Origin of the sequence: Longibacter sp. (assembly GCF_051155795.1) — a bacterium.
Lineage (GTDB): Bacteria > Bacteroidota > Rhodothermia > Rhodothermales > Salinibacteraceae > Longibacter.
The window spans coordinates 1-15,317 of the sequence record NZ_DAXETW010000052.1 but is presented as its reverse complement, the minus strand read 5'-3'; the positions used below and the strand labels follow the sequence as shown (position 1 = coordinate 15,317).

Sequence of the window (15,317 nt, the reverse complement as noted above, 5' to 3'; positions counted from 1 at the left end):
GTTTTCACGATCCGGGCGTGCGCCAATGCGCGAGTCCGGTGTCGGGGCGATCCTCACATGCCCGACCGTTCTTCCACGTGGTTGTCGGATCTCCATGCCGTAGCCCGGGTACGCACTCCAGCAGCCGTCCACGAACGCGGCGCCCTCCGCTACTGCCCGAGCCGATTGCCTCCCTCCCCGAATGGATCGACCGTTCTCGTCGCTCTATGCCCACGACTTCGTTCGCGTCGCCGTCGGCGTGCCACGGATGCGCGTCGCCTCCCCCTCCGACAACGCAAACCGAACGATCGAGCTCGCGCAACGGGCCTCCGACCGCCACGCCGGGCTGGTCGTCTTTCCGGAGATGGGCCTGACCTGCTACACGAACGACGACCTCTTCCACCAGGATGCGCTTCTGGACGCAGCGATGGAGGCGCTGCACCACGTTCGCGATGCCACCCACGAGCTCCGACCGCTGCTCCTGGTCGGAATGCCGCTCCGCGTCGGGGGACAGCTTTTCAACGCCGCGGTGGCCCTTCATGGCGGGCGCGTGCTCGGCGTCTCTCCGAAAACGTATTTGCCGAACTATCGGGAGTTCTACGAGAAACGCCAGTTCACGTCGGCTCGGGACGCCGTCCAGGATTCAGTCGAACTGTTCGGGGAAAAGGTGCCGTTCGGAAACCACCTGATGTACGAGGCGACGAGCCTCGACGGGTTCACCGTCTTCCCCGAGATCTGCGAAGACGTGTGGACGCCCATCCCCCCGAGCACGTATGCAGCCATGGGGGGCGCCACCATCTGCGCCAACCTATCCGCCAGCAATATTACGATGGGCAAGGCGGGGTACCGCCGGCAACTGTGCGCCAACCAGTCCGGCCGGTGCCTCTCCGCCTACCTGTACGCCGCCTCCGGGCCCGGAGAGTCGACGACGGACATGGCATGGGACGGCCACGCCCTCATCTACGAAAACGCTCGCCGGCTGGCCGAATCAGAGCGATTCGCGGATGATGAGCAGTTGATCACCGCCGATATCGACGTCGGCCGGTTACAGCAGGAGCGAATGCGCATGACGAGCTTCAACGACGCAGCCGGCGAGCACAGCGACCGCATCGCCCGGCTCCGGCGGATTCCGTTCGACTTCGACGTTCCGACGGCATCGGTTCCCCTCGAGCGGACGCTGGAACGGTATCCATACGTGCCGGCCAACCCAGACCTGCGGGACGAGCGCTGCCGCGAAGCGTACAACATCCAGATTCAGGGGCTGGAGCAGCGGCTCCGCGCCACGGGCATCGACAAGCTCGTCCTCGGCATCAGCGGCGGCCTGGACTCGACGCAGGCGCTGCTCGTGGCGGCTCGGACGATGGACCGCCTGGGCCTGCCGCGGAACAACATTCTATGTTACACTCTCCCCGGGTATGCCACCAGCGAGCGCACCCGGACGAACGCCCATCGACTCATGGACGCGCTGGGCGTGTCTGCGAACGAGATCGACATCGAACCGCTCACGGCGGCCATGTTCGAAGCGCTCGATCACCCGTTTCACCACGGGGAAGAGCAGTACGACATCACGTTCGAAAACGTCCAGGCGGGTGCGCGCACCTCCCTTCTCTTCCGGCTGGCGAACCACGAGGGCGGGATGGTGGTCGGGACCGGTGACCTGAGCGAACTCGCGCTGGGCTGGGCGACATACGGTGTCGGCGACCACATGTCGCACTACGCGGTCAATGCCTCCGTCCCGAAGACATTGATCAGTCACCTTATCCACTGGGTCTGCGAAACCGACCCGTTCGGCGACGCTGCGACGAACGTGCTCCGCTCCATTCTCGACACAGAGATCTCGCCCGAACTCGTGCCCGGATCCTCCGATGGCCGGCAACCATCACAATCGTCGGAGGACATCGTCGGCCCGTACCCGCTGCAGGACTTCAACCTGTACTACATCAGCCGCTTTGGTTTTCGCCCGAGCAAGGTGGCCTTTCTGTCGCACCACGCCTGGGGGCCGGGATCGGCCGAGCGTGTGCCAGGCGACGAGTCGGAGGAGTACGACATTGCCGAAATCAAGGCGTGGCTCCGCGTCTTTGTTCGCCGATTCTTCGAGTTCAGCCAGTTCAAGCGGTCGGCCATCCCGAACGCACCGAAGGTTGGATCGGGCGGATCGCTCTCCCCTCGCGGCGACTGGCGTGCCCCGTCGGACGCCAGCGCAAAGGCCTGGCTTGACGAGCTGGATCGCAACGTGCCGGAGGCGCTTTGAATCGCGGCGATCCGGTGTGCAGAGTGGAACGAGATCCCGCGACCCACCCGGCTGATCGCCCTGATTTCCAACTTGGCTTACTTGCAATAACGGTTACACCCTTTCGGGCCATCCGATGCGTGTGAAACATCAGTGATCGGCCTTATCCGTGAAACCGACCGCCGCACGGCAGGTTTGGGCACATACCTTTACGGAGAGGATCCGCGACAGCATGACCCAGGCCCGTAGCTCAACTGGTAGAGCAACGGACTCTTAATCCGTGGGTTGGGGGTTCGAGTCCCCCCGGGCCTACCATCATACAGATCAGAAATTAGCCCCTGAGCGCCGGAGACGGTGGTTCAGGGGCTTTTTATTTCGGCATAGACGCTCCTCCGCCTGCACGCTCGGTCCGTTCCGTCGACGCATCCTCGACCGAGATCGCTTTCTCCTGAGCGGCCGCAAGCAAGGAACGCACGATGCCTGAAATACGGAGCCGGGTCCGCGTGCCACCGCTCAACCCGCCTCTTCCTCCGTTCACGCCGGCAACTCCATTTTAAGCGCCAAACACTTCGCGCGACAAACGAAGTGCGCGTCGCTCGCCTTTACCGACGCGTTCTGTCCTATTCTTAATCGATCGGTTCAGTTCAACCAGGACGGGATATCGACGCATTACATAGACGGCGAAATCACGACCAAACCGAGGGGCTGCAGCCAGCCGCCTGCCGCATTGATGGTTATTCGCACCTGAGCGTAACTGCCTTCGCGACACGGCCACGATTCTTTCTTCGCTACGCGTTGTTTTCGTTGAATCGCAGCAGGTTTCCAAACGGGTCGTCGAGTTCCATCTGCTTCGTCTGCCAGGGCGTTGACGAAATCCCCGGAGGTGTCCACGGACCCGGCTTCTGGGACAACTCGTCGTGGAGCGCGTCGATACCGGTGGTCTCAACGAAGACAACGGAGCCCCTTGCGAAACGGTCGTTTTCGGACAAGTGAAGGACGAGCCCATCGCGAGACATCTGCATGTAGACCGGCGCATCCTCTGCATAGTAGTGCTCCCAGTCCACCTTGAAGCCAAGAAATTCCCCATAGAACTGCTTAGCCACCTGAACATCGGTGATGCGAAGGATGGGAATTCCCTTGAGTTCCACCTTGTTCATCGTTCTATGCCAATCGTTGCGGTGCACGTAGAGAGATTTCCGCCGCGCCGGGCTTCGTGACGTTCGAGACATGTCGAGAAAGGTCGTGACATGCCAACGATTATAAAGTCATCAGGCATCCTCGGTTGCAAGCGGGGCCACAGCGCTCCTTACCGACCGCGGAAACGTATCGCCTGCTCCGAGACCCGCCCCGTGCCCCACTCCCCTCCCCGTGATTTAGCCGGTCAAAAGCAGAGAATCGGCGCGACCCGCCGCGACCTAGAGCGTGCTCAAGAATCCAACAAATAGAATCCCGAAACCGCCGATCTCAGCAACGATCAGCGCCCCCATAAACGCGATGATCACCCAGTTTGGGAGCGTAAATGATCCCAGTCGGTGCGGGCGTTTCATTTGATTATCGGTGTCTTTCAGAATCCCATGGATCACATACGTCGAAATCGCCAGAGCGAAAAACACGATGGGCGCGAGGGCCGACCAGAACGTCACCGTCTCAGAGTAGGGACTCAGTTCGACAAATTTGGCCAGAACCAGTGTGGCAAAGCTATACATCAGCGAAGATCGATGCGCGATGTCAACATAGACAGGGGCTTGAGCTTCCTCCGAAGAATGGATGTGGTAGTACTTCCAGGCGCCCGTGAATAGACCGGTGAGGAGAAAAACTCCACACGCTGTATAGGCGAAGAGCAGGGTTGGAGCCATGGGGGACCCGAGCCGATAAATGAATGCTTACAGTTAATATTAGGCGTAAACGATCATGGTGGCCTGACTGAACCCACAAATCTATTCTTGAGTGGATACGTCTATTTTCCCATTCCTTCCCTCCTGCCCGACACGGGTACCACCTTCGCCGACAGGAATTCGCGGACTCGGAGGGGTTCCGGAGCCGCGGTTGACAACGCTGGATTCCCGCGGCCGCACGCCCATCGCTCCGAGCGCTTCCAGGCATGGCCTCGGTGCTCATGGCGCCGCTTTGTAAGAGTGCTGTCTCCCGCTCAAACGTAGCCGCACCGCACAGGGCGTATAGATGGAAACCGCGTGGAAGACGCTCTCGGGAAAAATGAGCGCCAGCCCGCTGTCTGCCGCACGCGGGTTAGGCGGATCCATCAGGGATCTCGCTGATCTCCAGGAGGTGTCCGTCGGGGTCCCGGAAGAAGCAGCGGATCTCACCGCCGCGGTCATGAGGCGGCGTCAAAAACTTCGCGCCTCGCCCCCGCAATATCTCATAGGCTGCCTGGCAGTCCGGCACCCGCATCGTCAACTGGTGGCTGACCACATCGGGGTCCGGGGGCGGCGCAAACGTCACCGACGGCTTGTCCTCGGTGGGTCCGCCCCCTGTCACCAGCAGCAGCCACACTCCCTGAAACTGGAGCACGAGGGAGGTCCCGCCATATTCTCTGTGCACGTCAGCGCCGAGAACGTTACAGTAGAACGCCCGCGAACGATCGAGATCGCTGACGACCAGCAGCTGTGTTAGCTCCACCGCACCGGTTGGGAAGTCATCCATGATGTCACTCTTCTGCACAATGGGTTAGCTCACCGGCCGTGATCACACCGCGCCTCACGGTGAGCAACCGAGACGCGCCGGTCAATTCTACGCGCACACCGACACCGTCCGGTGCAGCACCGAGTCATATTGCTAAAGCGCCGAATCGCTCCTTCGACCTGTTCTTGAGGGCTAGCACCCGCTGTTCAAGTTCAGTCGCATTCTCCTGAAACTCGGTCTCTTCATCAACTGGGTCCAACCCAAGACCTCGCTCTGTACGTTCAAGAATTGGGGGGCCAAGTACCGCCTGTTGCAGTTGGACGGTACGTACGTCTTCCAGAAACGAAGTAGTCGTTTCGCCTCTTTCCTGATATCCACGAACGGCGCAGTCACAAACCAAGACTTCGACGGCGAGAGCTTCTACCGGATGCCCGAGAAAGTGCCGGTTGCTGCTTGACTTTCAAGAGGGTATCTACCGGTCGAGTTCACCTGTGGAAACTTGCGGCACCACTTCTGGGACAGGCAGAATAAGTGCTGAACTTCCATACGAAAGTAAAAGCGCATACGCTTTTCGCCAGGTGCAACGCTCGGGTATACGGCCATCGTTTCCGCTCAACGTTTTGCGCCGACGCGAATCCACTCGGTAAGTTTTATCCGGATCCGTTGTGTTCGCTCCGGGCTGATCGTGCCAATCCTTACCTCCAGCATCTCACCTTCCACGACAGCCAGACGGCCAATCCGAAACACGCTCGTTTGCGTTGAGTCCCGAGCGGGCAAAGCCCTCATCATCTTCCTCGATCATCTCGTCGAACCCGTCGATTCGCTGATGCACTTGCGAGGAGATCATACAGATCAGCCAATCCTCGTAGGCGCCTGGCACCTCACTGAGCAACAACGCCGGGCGAAGCTTGCCTTCCGACAAATCCGTTCGCGGGAACTGAAACAGCACGATTCGGCCCGGCTCGTTCATGACGAGGAGAAGCGTTCTTCAAAATCCTCCGGGGTATACTCGGGACCTTCCTCGCTATCCATGCCTCGCATCGCCAGCGACAAGGATTGTCGAGACCACGCTTGCTCCTCCCGACGCGCTTGCTGCCGCTCGGCTATGCGAGAAGGTATTCCACGAAGTGGAGAACTTCGGCCTGCATTCGTTTCGGCAGTTGCTGAACCCGCTCGTTGATTTTCTCCGTCAAGTTCGTGTGACGAGATCCGATGTTGAGAGATGCTTCCCAGTTTTGGGCCAATCTTTACGCTCAGCCCGACGCCCAGTTCACGGTGGACGCTGTTGTGGCCGCGTTGTATTTAGACAAGCGTCAGGGCTGAGAGTCGATTACCTTGTCTTGATCCGGTGAGTCCGTAGCCGCATGAGTCCGCGACAGAAGCATGTGTCTGTTCGGATGAGCCTGTCCGTTGCGTCAGCCCCCGCCTGCCGCCGCCGATGCCGAATAGCACCTCAGGCCATGGGTGCACCAAACACCCAGCGGAGGCCGAGTCGGTCGAACTCCGATGGATCTCGCGACGCATAGCAGACCTCACCGTCGAGTGGGCACGGGAGAAGAATCGTCTCCATGCCGTCCACGCAAGCCGCACGATGAGCACGATCGTGGTGAATGACATTCAAGTCAACATTCGTCATCTCGCTCGGCGTATCCAGGAGATCGTCCGGCAAGGCTGAAAACTCGTCCGCTCAATCCTGCCCCTGCAAGCGACCTATGCTCATGCAACGAGCGTTCGGGAGATCGTTGCGAAGAGCGCCATCCAGCTTCTGCGGGAACGGCTTTCTTTGCCAAAAGACATGAGCGTGTGTGAGGGGGGCCTACGTCGGGCTCGACGTACGGCAGCATCGGTCCGGTCGGTCCGTTGAAACCCGCCCACGTACCTCGGGAAGGCAACGTACACATCCGGCGTGCACACTACATGCCCGCCCTCGTAGCGGTGCGCCGTGAGCCCCATGTCGGGGCCTTCTACCAACACCTGACCGAACAAGGCAAATCGAAAATGGTCGCCGTCGTAGTGGTCATGCGAAACCGAAGGTTCACGCCAGTACAACGACTACACAGTCTCTACGGAATGCTCAAGCACAAGGCTGACTTCGACGGGACAACGTTCTATCAGATGGGTCCCGTCGACACTTGACGTTCAAGAGAGCACGTAATGTAGTGTTCATCTGCGAAAATCCTGGCACCCCATTCGAAATTGACCGAGGCGTCAAGCGTATGTGCGACGCGAACCCGCGTCTGCTTTTCGTCAGGTGAAGCGCAGCGGTACAAGGCCCTATTAATCAACGTTCGAATTCGGATCAACTTTCGTATTCGGATGCATGGTTCGAATGAAAAGGAGCCCGTCCATCACTTCTGTCCAGTCCGCACGCATCTCCTCGTAGCCGAGTGGGCGGGCCACCTGCGGCTTGGACAGCCAGTGCGAGCTCGGCACATCCGTAAAATCGAGGACCGAATAATCGTGAGAAAGGGTACCCAATAAGGCCTCGACACTGCCCGCACTCGGCTCGTCAAGGGTCGTTGGCCCCTGATCGTCCCAGTAGAATGCCCCATACTTCCCCCCATGTGCTGTAATTCCGAGTGTATAGATGCCTCCATCAAATTTCTCTGCCAACACGTCGCCCATCGACGTTTGCCCTTCATATGAGCGATCGGCAGTGATGCGCTCGATCGAACTGAGATTGCGGACGCCATGCGAGCTCGCAATCCATACGATCAATTTTCTATCAGGGTGCGCCTCTGCTGCCAACCATACCAGGTTGTGTGCCATCTGACGGTTCCGAGGCTCGTAGCTGCGCTGGAAACCGGTTTGCACTTGCGCCTTCACGTTTTCGAGCATGAGCGCCCAGAACTCGTCTTTAGACGAGCCGTCCTCCAGAGGCTGAATCAACCGGTCGACCTGTGTAATGAACTGGCGGTACGCAGCCGTGTCACGGGCGAGGGCGAGCGGATTCCTCAATTGCGTGCGAAGGGTCTGCTCGAAATTCGTTCCTTCTACCACCTCCGCCCATTGATTCTGACTCAGAAGATGGCTCTTTAGCCGAACCAAGAAAAGGGAGTCGCTTGGAGGTCGCAAAGCACCATCGATCCCTGCGAGGTGAAGAGGCGTCTCCGTGGTTTGCGTCTCGGCGTAGTAGCGGAGCACCGGGCGGACCTGCTTGCTCTCTGCCCACGGGCGGGACAAGGTGTTCGTGGCCGCCTGTAGATATTCGTCAGGGGTCGTCGCTCGCTCGGTGGCCAGCCGCAGGTCGTAAAGCCCGCTTTCGAAGGCCAAAACGTCGAAGTTCATCTCCTGATGCAAGAACTTGACGAGGCGACCTTTTGCCCGAAACGCTGTTCCGTCCCCATGAGTCGGCTCTCCAAGAACTACGATCCGTCGATTACCGATGTGCTGCTTGAGAGGCATCAGATCCGAAAACGATTCCTCCGCCGGATCGACCGTATGGAGGGGTAGAATCCACTGCCGAAGATCTGAAACTTTTTCGCGGGTCGAGAGGGAATCTGTCTGCGCAGGACTCTCGACCGGCAACAGAAGCACAAGTGCGAGGACGAACACAAAGCGAGACATGGCGACTCTGCTGTTCTGAAGAAGTGTGATCAGATAAGGCTTATCACAGACTCGTTCACCTGACCCGGGTATGGGAAACGGTTTGCTCCGATTGACGCCGCCTGAACGGATGTATAAGGCAGCGTTTCCATCCGCTTGTGACGTCGCTTCCGGTCGGCAAACTCAACCTTCCGTACCTACTCAGCACGAAAATGGCAACAGCCCAGTTCAGGTGCAATGCGTTGGTAGGACGCACTCCTCTCTGTGACCTTGGCGGAATGAAAATATGTACGATGTGCTCAGTACCACCACATACATTCAAAATTCAACGCTCCGGAAGACTCCTCGGGCAACAGCACATTCGGCACGGCGCGGACAGTTTGCGTACATAAATAACCGTTCTTCATTGCTCTGGCCAGTGACCGAATCCCATAAGCTTAGGGGAAACGGGCGGTCTATCGGGAATACAACTTCAAGGCGGTACTCCCAGTGCGGATACTCCGGTTCAAATTTGAAACGTCCGACTATGGCCTTTTTTCCAGCTATTGTTGTCGTGTCTACAGAACGACACACATAGTAGTGACGCTCTTCAGCTATTCCTCCTCCCCAACGACCGTAATCGAAACCGATGCGGAACACTGTTGAGTTTGCCGTCGAATCCTGAAAAGTGCCTGGGTATGAATCGATTCCGATTTCATCCTCGTCGATTTGCTGCAAGCCTGGAGGCAGCCAGAACGAAAACACGGGCTCCCCTCCTACGAATTCCCACCAAGAAGTACCCGGCTCCAGTGACTCATAGGGGGCACACTCCGCATGAACCTGCCGGCTCGTTGAGTCCGGAGCGGCGTAAGCGATCAGACCCGGAAGTACGACAATTCCGAGTATAGCTATCGTATGAAAGCGGGATAAAAGATGTACCATTCCGAATTTAGATAATGGCTTCGCGCGTAATCGGCATGCAGACCAACGTTGATTACGTAAAAATGTACTACGGAACGTCGGAAATTGAACGCAGCAACAAAATGGCGAGGCACGTCCGCGCTGACGCGCGTGTTATACAGTGATCTAACTGGATGAATCCGGAGATTGAACGAATGACCGGAAGCCTCCGTACACCATCCGTTCAACATCAAAAATCAATCTTTTAGCGTCGGTCAACGGGGTGATTAATTCTGTCATCCTTGCGTCGGTAGGAACTCGCTTATTTGCCAAGTCACGAGTCTCTTTTGAGGGAAAAACAACCCATCCAAATACAACAACTTCATCTTCTTTCACATCCACGGCGTCAATGAAAGAACGCGTGCCTTCAAATTTCAAATCATCTCCGACATATTCGAAATAAGCAATGGCTCCATACTCTCTCCAAATATCAGCCACTCGTTCGGACACACTCTTGTATTCGTCCAGGTGAATTCGTGGAACCGGAAGTACAAATCCATCGATATATTGTGTCATGCTACTGTAAGCTTCCTCATTATCTGACCCAGTCAAAAGTAGAGAGTTCGAGGGGAAGCAGGCTCACGGGTGGCTATTGCCCGAGCGATGTGTGCGGCCTGCGGTGGTTGTAGTCATACGTCCATTCCTGCGCTTTCTTCCGGACCTCGTCGAGCGTCCGGAAGACGTACGCGTTGAGGAGTTCACGCCGGAGGCGGTTGAGTCCTTAATATTGTGTAATCCGGGTGGCGACTAGAAAAAGCCATCGCGTTCTGCCAGGTTGGAAGAGAGACCATTCCACCCAAACCGACATACTTGTGATGGCCACCATTGAGATTACAATCGACGACACCAAGATCCAAGACCTTTTGCAGGGCGATCAGGGCTGATCGGCGTTACTCGGATCGATCCTGAACCAGGTTCTGGATGCGGAACGTTCGCCCATTCTGCAGATGTCGGTTCGGCTCCAAGCTGTCGTCGATGTAATCCAGGCTCCAGACCTGGTTCGGTCCGATCGACTGGAACAGTCGCTGCTTCACGCGAGCAGGCAGCCGTTTCTCGGCGCGTCGCCGGATAATGAGCCCGAGCGCCGTGTAGATCGTGTAGATCCGCTTGTGATTCCAAGGTCGCCCCGCGAATCGCAGTCGGTGGTACGCCTGCCAGAAGCCGAACGCCGGGTGCCTCGCGACGAGCCCGTTCAGTGCGTCGATCACCGCTTCGTCTTGCTTCGGCTTCGGTGTGTACCGGTACGTGCCCCGGGCCAGGCCCACGGCCTGGCAGCCCTTGCGGATGCTCACGCGGTGCTCGGTGTTCATGTGCGTGACCAGCCTGCGCTTCTCCCCCGGGCTCAGAGCTTTTTTTCGACGGCATCCTTCAGCGCGTCGTGCACCAGCGAGACGTTGGCGTACGTCTTCTTCAGCCGCGCGATCTCCCCCTCCAGGTCCTTCAGGCGTTTGAGGTCGCTGGCGGTCAGGCCGCCGTACTTGGCCTTTCAGTTGTACAGGCCGATGTTCAATCGCCCGTGGCGCCGCTGATGCCGATCTCACGGCAGAGGCCCGGCACTTTCTCTCCGCGCTCGTTGCGCCCCAAGACGGAGATGATCTTGGCTTCGCTGAATCGGGATCTCTTCACGGATCGAAGATAAGGCGTTTTTCTATTTCCGACCGGGCGAATTTCGGGGAAGCCTACAAATCCAGCGGGTCGAACGTGGTGCCAAGGACAAATGTGAGCGTCGCTCTAGGAGGACACGAGATCAACGACCTCTGTCAGAAGGTGGTCTTTCCTACTCTGAGTTCGTTCTCTGCACTGGTTGTACAGGCCCATCATCTCTTCTTGAACAGACAAGTTGAAGTCCCTCCCCACGTCATATCACTGTATCAGATCAAGAGTGGCCAGATGCAACAATGACAGGGAGCCTTCACCTTCACGAATCCATGGTTTTGCCCCTGCAGCGAGCCTCGTTCTCTACTTAGAGAAAGGGACTTCTTCCAGAGCCCTCCGCCCTTCGGGCTAATCGGCCAGGGGCCTCGCCTCCAGCTGGCGCGCTGTGCGCTCGTCTGCGGGAAAGAAGGTTTCAATCCGTAGCTCTTCCAAAGCAGGCGCCTGTGCCGAATCGAAGGCGAGCACGCTCCCGATTAAGCGAAGTTCCATCCCATCCATCGACAATTGCAGCACCAGCGCAGGGTTGCGAGAAGGCGTCGGAGGGCGTTTGGCAAAGTCCCCGTACGACGCGATCTCGTCGAGCAGCAAAGCGAGATCCTCGTCGAGTGGATTGTGGACCGACTCGCGGTGAAGACGATCGTAGAAATGAGCGCTCGCCTCCGGCCAGTTGACGATGCATGATCGCAGTCCAGCCGGGTGAAACAGCAGCCGAGCGAGGTTCGGTTCTGAGGGCTCCTCGATGCCGCCCGGCCCGAAGAATTGATTCAGGAACTCTTCCCCAGGACGGTTGGCCATCCGCACGTTCCAATGCCGGTCGATCGCGACAGCGAAGAAGGGGTCGTGGCGCTGGAGAATAGACGCGACCAGTTGACGGTGGTGGGCCAGTTCCGACTCCGAAAGCGTTGCCTCGGAATACGGCCGCGCAAAACCGGCCGCTTCGAACACGACGTTCCGCTCGCGGAGGGGGACGTCGAGCGCGTCCGTAAGCGCAAACAGCGCCTCCCGGGACGGTGTGGACCGGCCCGTTTCGACAAAACTGACGTGCCGCGCCGACAAGTCCGCGTCGAGGGCAAGATCCATCTGGCTCATCCCCCGATGCGTTCGCCAGCGCCGAATCATCGCGCCTACCTCGAATTGGTCGTCGAAATAATCCATGTGGAAGTGGGGAAAGAACCGGAATGGAGGGACGGTCGCACCCAGAACGGCACGATGCTTACCTCGGAGGTAATTGACTGAATTATGTTCCGGCCTCACCTTAGAGCCGACACGAACCAAATCGCTTCCCAACCTATGATCGATCATGAACCCCACTCTGCTTCGTATCGCCCTTGGTGGCAACGCCCTCTTCTCCGCCGTGTGCGGCCTCATTCTGATTAGCATCACCGAATCGGCTGCCGCCATGATTGGGGACGTCGACGCGTGGATCTTGCTCCTCCTCGGGGTCGGCCTGCTTCTGTTTGCTGCATTCCTCGGATGGAACGTGTGGCGCCCGACGCCTCATCCGGTCTACGCAATGCTCATAACCGGCGCGGATCTAGGATGGGTCGCGGGTAGCGCCGTGCTCATGCTGCTACCATCCACGCCTCTTTCTGCCACCGGAACCCGCGTCGTCATCGGCGTCGCCGGGGTAGTACTGGTCTGCGCCCTTCTCCAGCTTGCCGGACTGCGGGCTCTTACGCGCAACCGGCGCGGCGCGACGACCGCGCGCAGCGCATTCGAAATCACAAAGCGGGCGGAAGCCCCGCCCGCGGTGGTCTGGGACATCGTCCGCGACCTGGAACGCATCGGGGAATTCTCTCCGTCCCTGGAAAGCGTTGAAGTAATGGGCGAGAAGATGGAAGCGCGTCGCACGTGCAAGAACCGGAGCGGACAGCGCTGGTCCGAGGACGTAATCGAGTGGAACGATCACGCCCAGGCCCTTACGGTCCGGTTCGACGCTGAAGCCCCCGACTTTCCGCTTCCGCTGAAGGAGATGTATGGAGGGTGGACGATAGACTCGGCCGGCGATCACGCCGACGTCACCGTCTGGTACGAGTACACAGTGGCTGGAGGCCTTCTCGGCGAGATCGCGGCGCCGCTTATTGCCCACCAAGTTCGGGGCATGATGACGACGACGATCTCCAACATGGAGGCGGAAGCGCAGCGCATGGCCGCAGTAACGGCAGGCGTGTGAGGTTACGTACAGGTTTCCATTCTTCGAACCGGATCGTCGCGAGGCAATGGTCTTTAGCGGATTCCCGTCCTACCGATCGCCGTGCCGCCCCCTTGCCGGACGGTGAGTGTCGCAAAGGTTCGGGGATTCGCAATTTGATTTGTGGGATTCCTGAGCACGCCTTGGCTCACCGGATTCCGATTTCCCGTCGGATGAATTCGACTGCAACGCCGCCACATCCCTGCTCAACGCTAACTAAAACAGGAGAAATGCATAACACACCCACCCTTATTATCGTTATTGTATCTACACTTTTATTAGTCGGTTGCGACTCAGAACAACCCGTTCCGGCAGAACCAATCGAAGTCTCTATCGGCAAGAACACCTTCGAAACGAATGAGGATCAACTGCCGGGGATAAATCGGGTCTGGTACTATCGCCCTCCCCTCGTCCGTGATTCTCTGCGTTTGGTTATGGTTCTTCATGGGATGGGACGCAACGGGGAGGACTATCTCGACTCGTGGATACGTTTTGCCGATGAGAACCAGTTTCTGGTGGTCGCTCCAGAATTTTCCGATGAGCACATCATTGGATTTGTGGGTTCTCTCTCGGAAGGTGGCTTCGAATATCGATACACGACAGGCAACGTCGTATCGTGGTTTTCCCGAGACCTGCCTGAGAAGGATTGGTATTTCAGATCTATCGAAAAACTGTTTGGGATTTTCCGTCGCTCTGATTCCCGGGTAATGGGTCGCTACGTCCTCTTCGGCCATTCAGCCGGGGGACAGTTCGTCCACCGAATGGTACTTTTTAACCCAGGTGCCCGCTTCGATTTGGCTATAGCCGCCAACTCCGGATGGTACACCCTTCCCGATGGTGAACAGAACTATCCATACGGGCTTTCTGGTGCTCCCAAGGTCCAACGCCGCCTCGATGAATCGCTTCAACGTCCCCTCGTAGTCTTTCTGGGGTCTGACGACACGCCGGACCAAGGTGGTTTCCGGACGCGGTCCGAGGCAATGAAACAGGGGGAATCACGGCCACAAAGAGGCAAGCACTTCTTCGACTTTGCTCAGCAAGTTGCCGATAGAAAAGAGCTTACTTTGGACTGGAAGATCAAATATGCAGAAGGTATCGGTCACAATTACAGAGACATGGCTGAAGCATCGATTCCTCTCATTCAAGAAAGAGGATTGGCACCAAATGAGTAGCTATGGTCAGACTACACAACACGGGTCACACTAGACGAAAAGGGGATCTCGTCCTGCTTAATCGAAGGGGAGAGCACGGCTCTCACGGGCACGTCTTCTCGCGCCGCATCCGTAAACGGATCGGTCGAAAGAAAGACGGAATCTATTTTCCGGCGGTAGCCTTCTGGGATCGGAAGTTCTTCGATCATCGTGGTGGCTCCTGCACCCGGTTAAACGGTCGAGTTCTAATGCGAAGGGAAGGAGATAATACGAACCCGGTACCGGATTCACCATCGCTGGAAAAGAGCTAACACCCTTCGTCAGAAGCAGCGTGGGGTTATGTGGCGCTAGCTTTCGCCTTGGTGCCATCCGTCAGACAGCAACCCGCGCAGACGATCTGCATCACGCTCCAACTGCTCGTCTGTGCGCGTACGCACATGCTTGAGCGGTTCCAGCACCGTATTCGGATCGTCGTGCGGAACCAAATGAAGATGCGCATGGGGAAGGCCGCTACCGAACGCGAGATACGCTACGGATCGGCACCCAAGCGACCGATGCAGCCCAAGGGCAAACCGCTGCGCAAGTGCGAGGACGTTGGCGTGTTCGTGTGGGGTGAGTTCGTAAAGCTTTACGACATGCCGTTTCGGCACGACCATGCAATGCCCAAAGCTCAACGGTTTGCGATCGAGCACAACAAACGAGTTGTCGGTTTCAAAAAGCCCATGGGGTGGCAAACCGTCTGATACGATGTTGCAGAAAGAGCAGTCTTGTGGGCTCATTTGCGTTTGCGGTTTACCTGCGTCTGCGCCGCATAACGGGTAACGTGGAAGAGAGGACACCTGCAGCAGTAACTTGAGATGATCAAGGTCTCAACATCTGCTCACAAGCATCCTCTCATTCCGATGAACACAGCATACCTCGGTTTAGATTTGCATGCAAGAACGTGCACGCTCGGCGTCATGGACACGGAGGGCACCTACCATGG

The 15,317-nt window shown here is 57.9% G+C and carries 15 protein-coding genes, 1 tRNA gene and 2 pseudogenes; 7 read left to right on the top strand and 11 right to left on the bottom strand.

Features of this window, described 5'->3' with window-relative positions; genetic code table 11:
* The first annotated feature begins 181 nt into the window (after positions 1-181).
* A complete protein-coding gene (locus tag ACFCU0_RS06120) occupies positions 182-2,230 on the top strand; it encodes an NAD(+) synthase (protein WP_434972777.1) in 2,049 nt (682 codons plus the stop codon).
* A 218-nt stretch (positions 2,231-2,448) separates the two neighbouring features.
* A tRNA-Lys gene (locus tag ACFCU0_RS06115) sits at positions 2,449-2,524 on the top strand.
* A gap of 473 nt (positions 2,525-2,997) precedes the next feature.
* Here ACFCU0_RS06115 and ACFCU0_RS06110 read toward each other — a convergent pair.
* The 4 genes from ACFCU0_RS06110 to ACFCU0_RS06095 all read right to left on the bottom strand — a co-directional run bounded on the left by ACFCU0_RS06110 (position 2,998) and on the right by ACFCU0_RS06095 (position 5,819).
* Positions 2,998-3,438 carry a glyoxalase superfamily protein gene (locus ACFCU0_RS06110; RefSeq protein WP_434972776.1) on the bottom strand — a complete coding sequence of 147 codons (441 nt, stop codon included), beginning with the start codon at positions 3,436-3,438 and terminating at the stop codon, positions 2,998-3,000.
* Between the two features lie 186 nt (positions 3,439-3,624).
* Positions 3,625-4,065: a hypothetical protein gene (locus ACFCU0_RS06105; RefSeq protein WP_434972775.1), complete on the bottom strand. Its 441-nt coding sequence runs from the start codon at positions 4,063-4,065 to the stop codon at positions 3,625-3,627.
* 391 nt (positions 4,066-4,456) lie between these two features.
* The gene (locus ACFCU0_RS06100; protein ID WP_434972774.1) at positions 4,457-4,870 is read right to left on the bottom strand and encodes a VOC family protein; all 414 of its coding nucleotides are present in this window, start codon (positions 4,868-4,870) and stop codon (positions 4,457-4,459) included.
* Positions 4,871-5,558: 688 nt separating this feature from the next.
* Positions 5,559-5,819 carry a hypothetical protein gene (locus ACFCU0_RS06095; protein WP_434972773.1) on the bottom strand — a complete coding sequence of 87 codons (261 nt, stop codon included), beginning with the start codon at positions 5,817-5,819 and terminating at the stop codon, positions 5,559-5,561.
* A gap of 468 nt (positions 5,820-6,287) precedes the next feature.
* On the opposite strand from ACFCU0_RS06095, the gene ACFCU0_RS06090 reads away from it, so the two are divergent.
* Positions 6,288-6,524 (top strand): hypothetical protein, encoded by a 237-nt coding sequence (locus tag ACFCU0_RS06090; protein WP_434972772.1) that lies wholly within the window; start codon positions 6,288-6,290, stop codon positions 6,522-6,524.
* A 602-nt stretch (positions 6,525-7,126) separates the two neighbouring features.
* On the opposite strand, the gene ACFCU0_RS06085 is transcribed toward ACFCU0_RS06090, so the two are convergent.
* Entirely contained in the window at positions 7,127-8,137 is a 1,011-nt protein-coding gene (locus ACFCU0_RS06085; RefSeq protein ID WP_434972771.1) for an erythromycin esterase family protein, read from the bottom strand.
* 576 nt (positions 8,138-8,713) lie between these two features.
* Positions 8,714-9,139 carry a hypothetical protein gene (locus tag ACFCU0_RS06080; protein WP_434972770.1) on the bottom strand — a complete coding sequence of 142 codons (426 nt, stop codon included), beginning with the start codon at positions 9,137-9,139 and terminating at the stop codon, positions 8,714-8,716.
* On the opposite strand from ACFCU0_RS06080, the gene cas5 reads away from it, so the two are divergent.
* Positions 9,104-9,187 carry a CRISPR-associated protein Cas5 gene (cas5, locus tag ACFCU0_RS06075; RefSeq protein WP_434972824.1) on the top strand — a complete coding sequence of 28 codons (84 nt, stop codon included), beginning with the start codon at positions 9,104-9,106 and terminating at the stop codon, positions 9,185-9,187. The genes ACFCU0_RS06080 and cas5 overlap by 36 nt on opposite strands.
* 273 nt (positions 9,188-9,460) lie before the next feature.
* On the opposite strand, the gene ACFCU0_RS06070 is transcribed toward cas5, so the two are convergent.
* Together ACFCU0_RS06070 and ACFCU0_RS06065 are read right to left on the bottom strand one after the other, a co-directional pair.
* Positions 9,461-9,850, bottom strand: coding sequence for a DUF1428 domain-containing protein (locus ACFCU0_RS06070; protein WP_434972769.1), 390 nt, complete (start codon positions 9,848-9,850; stop codon positions 9,461-9,463).
* A 73-nt stretch (positions 9,851-9,923) separates the two neighbouring features.
* Positions 9,924-10,037, bottom strand: a pseudogene (locus tag ACFCU0_RS06065) (integrase core domain-containing protein); the annotation flags it as partial.
* Positions 10,038-10,149: 112 nt separating this feature from the next.
* On the opposite strand from ACFCU0_RS06065, the pseudogene ACFCU0_RS06060 reads away from it, so the two are divergent.
* Positions 10,150-10,281 (top strand): annotated as a pseudogene (locus tag ACFCU0_RS06060) (IS256 family transposase); the annotation flags it as partial.
* Here ACFCU0_RS06060 and ACFCU0_RS06055 read toward each other — a convergent pair.
* Together ACFCU0_RS06055 and ACFCU0_RS06050 are read right to left on the bottom strand one after the other, a co-directional pair.
* Complete coding sequence (locus tag ACFCU0_RS06055) at positions 10,225-10,644, bottom strand: hypothetical protein (RefSeq protein ID WP_434972825.1); 420 nt, start codon at positions 10,642-10,644, stop codon at positions 10,225-10,227. The pseudogene ACFCU0_RS06060 and the gene ACFCU0_RS06055 sit on opposite strands and share 57 nt — an antisense overlap.
* Before the next feature lie 694 nt (positions 10,645-11,338).
* The gene (locus ACFCU0_RS06050; protein ID WP_434972768.1) at positions 11,339-12,145 is read right to left on the bottom strand and encodes a helix-turn-helix domain-containing protein; all 807 of its coding nucleotides are present in this window, start codon (positions 12,143-12,145) and stop codon (positions 11,339-11,341) included.
* A 145-nt stretch (positions 12,146-12,290) separates the two neighbouring features.
* On the opposite strand from ACFCU0_RS06050, the gene ACFCU0_RS06045 reads away from it, so the two are divergent.
* Both ACFCU0_RS06045 and ACFCU0_RS06040 read left to right on the top strand, forming a co-directional pair.
* Complete coding sequence (locus tag ACFCU0_RS06045) at positions 12,291-13,163, top strand: SRPBCC family protein (RefSeq protein ID WP_434972767.1); 873 nt, start codon at positions 12,291-12,293, stop codon at positions 13,161-13,163.
* A gap of 191 nt (positions 13,164-13,354) precedes the next feature.
* The gene (locus ACFCU0_RS06040) at positions 13,355-14,353 is read left to right on the top strand and encodes a hypothetical protein (RefSeq protein ID WP_434972766.1); all 999 of its coding nucleotides are present in this window, start codon (positions 13,355-13,357) and stop codon (positions 14,351-14,353) included.
* 326 nt (positions 14,354-14,679) lie between these two features.
* Here the strand turns inward: ACFCU0_RS06040 and ACFCU0_RS06035 are convergent, their stop codons facing one another.
* The gene (locus tag ACFCU0_RS06035) at positions 14,680-15,111 is read right to left on the bottom strand and encodes an HIT family protein (protein ID WP_434972765.1); all 432 of its coding nucleotides are present in this window, start codon (positions 15,109-15,111) and stop codon (positions 14,680-14,682) included.
* Positions 15,112-15,317: the final 206 nt, after the last annotated feature.

Coding starts and splice junctions, on each gene's coding strand:
- ACFCU0_RS06120 (WP_434972777.1), top strand. CDS start 182: ATGGATCGACCGTTCTCGTCGCTCTATGCCCACGACTTCGTTCGCGTC.
- ACFCU0_RS06110 (WP_434972776.1), bottom strand. CDS start 3,438: ATGTCTCGAACGTCACGAAGCCCGGCGCGGCGGAAATCTCTCTACGTG.
- ACFCU0_RS06105 (WP_434972775.1), bottom strand. CDS start 4,065: ATGGCTCCAACCCTGCTCTTCGCCTATACAGCGTGTGGAGTTTTTCTC.
- ACFCU0_RS06100 (WP_434972774.1), bottom strand. CDS start 4,870: ATGGATGACTTCCCAACCGGTGCGGTGGAGCTAACACAGCTGCTGGTC.
- ACFCU0_RS06095 (WP_434972773.1), bottom strand. CDS start 5,819: ATGAACGAGCCGGGCCGAATCGTGCTGTTTCAGTTCCCGCGAACGGAT.
- ACFCU0_RS06090 (WP_434972772.1), top strand. CDS start 6,288: ATGCCGAATAGCACCTCAGGCCATGGGTGCACCAAACACCCAGCGGAG.
- ACFCU0_RS06085 (WP_434972771.1), bottom strand. CDS start 8,137: ATGAACTTCGACGTTTTGGCCTTCGAAAGCGGGCTTTACGACCTGCGG.
- ACFCU0_RS06070 (WP_434972769.1), bottom strand. CDS start 9,850: ATGACACAATATATCGATGGATTTGTACTTCCGGTTCCACGAATTCAC.
- ACFCU0_RS06055 (WP_434972825.1), bottom strand. CDS start 10,644: ATGAACACCGAGCACCGCGTGAGCATCCGCAAGGGCTGCCAGGCCGTG.
- ACFCU0_RS06050 (WP_434972768.1), bottom strand. CDS start 12,145: ATGGATTATTTCGACGACCAATTCGAGGTAGGCGCGATGATTCGGCGC.
- ACFCU0_RS06045 (WP_434972767.1), top strand. CDS start 12,291: ATGAACCCCACTCTGCTTCGTATCGCCCTTGGTGGCAACGCCCTCTTC.
- ACFCU0_RS06040 (WP_434972766.1), top strand. CDS start 13,355: ATGAATTCGACTGCAACGCCGCCACATCCCTGCTCAACGCTAACTAAA.
- ACFCU0_RS06035 (WP_434972765.1), bottom strand. CDS start 15,111: ATGAGCCCACAAGACTGCTCTTTCTGCAACATCGTATCAGACGGTTTG.